This is a genomic window from Pseudomonas sp. FSL R10-1350 (assembly GCF_009600525.1).
Lineage (GTDB): Bacteria > Pseudomonadota > Gammaproteobacteria > Pseudomonadales > Pseudomonadaceae > Aquipseudomonas > Aquipseudomonas helleri.
The window spans coordinates 1-742 of sequence record NZ_WIVR01000168.1 but is presented as its reverse complement, the minus strand read 5'-3'; the positions used below and the strand labels follow the sequence as shown (position 1 = coordinate 742).

Below are 742 nucleotides of genomic sequence, written 5' to 3'. Positions count from 1 at the left end.
GATGCACGACCTAGGCAAGGCCGCGATGCCGCTGGAAGTGCTTAACAAACCAGGCAAGCTCACCGATGCCGAGTTCGCCATCATGAAGCGCCACCCTGTGGAGGGCGCAAAGATGCTGCGCGCAGGCGGGGCCGAGCCCGGGGTGGTGGACATTGCCCTGCACCATCACGAGAAGATCGACGGAACCGGCTACCCGGATCGCTTGGCCGGTGACGCCATTTCACTCCTGGCCCGCATGGGCGCAATCTGCGACGTCTATGATGCCGTGACGTCGGAGCGAGCCTACAAAAAGCCGTGGGACCCGTCCGCGGCGATGCGGCAGATGGCCAAGTGGGAGGGCCATTTCGACAAACGCATCTTCCACGCCTTCGTCAAGGCCGTGGGCATCTACCCCGTCGGCTCCTTGGTTCGCCTGTCCTCTCAGCGTCTGGCCGTTGTCGTTGAGCCGGGAATGGAATCACTGCTGACTCCCAAGGTTCGCGTGTTCTTCTCGCTACGCTCGAGAGAGCCGATCCCGATGCAGACCATCGACCTGGCGGCCACGAGTTGCAAGGACAGTATCACTGGCCCCGAAGACCCGACGCTCTGGAACTTCAAGAACCTCGACGACTTGTGGATGGAATAGCCCCCACAAAACGACGGCCCCGTGAGGGAGCCGTTGAACATCGTCGAGCGATGCCCGTCCAGGGAGGGATGGCCGAGCTCGATTCTCCAGAAGGTAGCTGGTGACACGAGTGTTGAG

At 62.0% G+C, this 742-nt stretch carries 1 protein-coding gene; it reads left to right on the top strand.

Going from position 1 to position 742, the window contains the following annotated elements:
• Window positions 1–625 (top strand): HD-GYP domain-containing protein (locus tag GHO25_RS25675; protein WP_153393402.1); only part of this gene is annotated, 625 nt, incomplete at its 5' end.
• Window positions 626–742 lie beyond the last annotated feature (117 nt).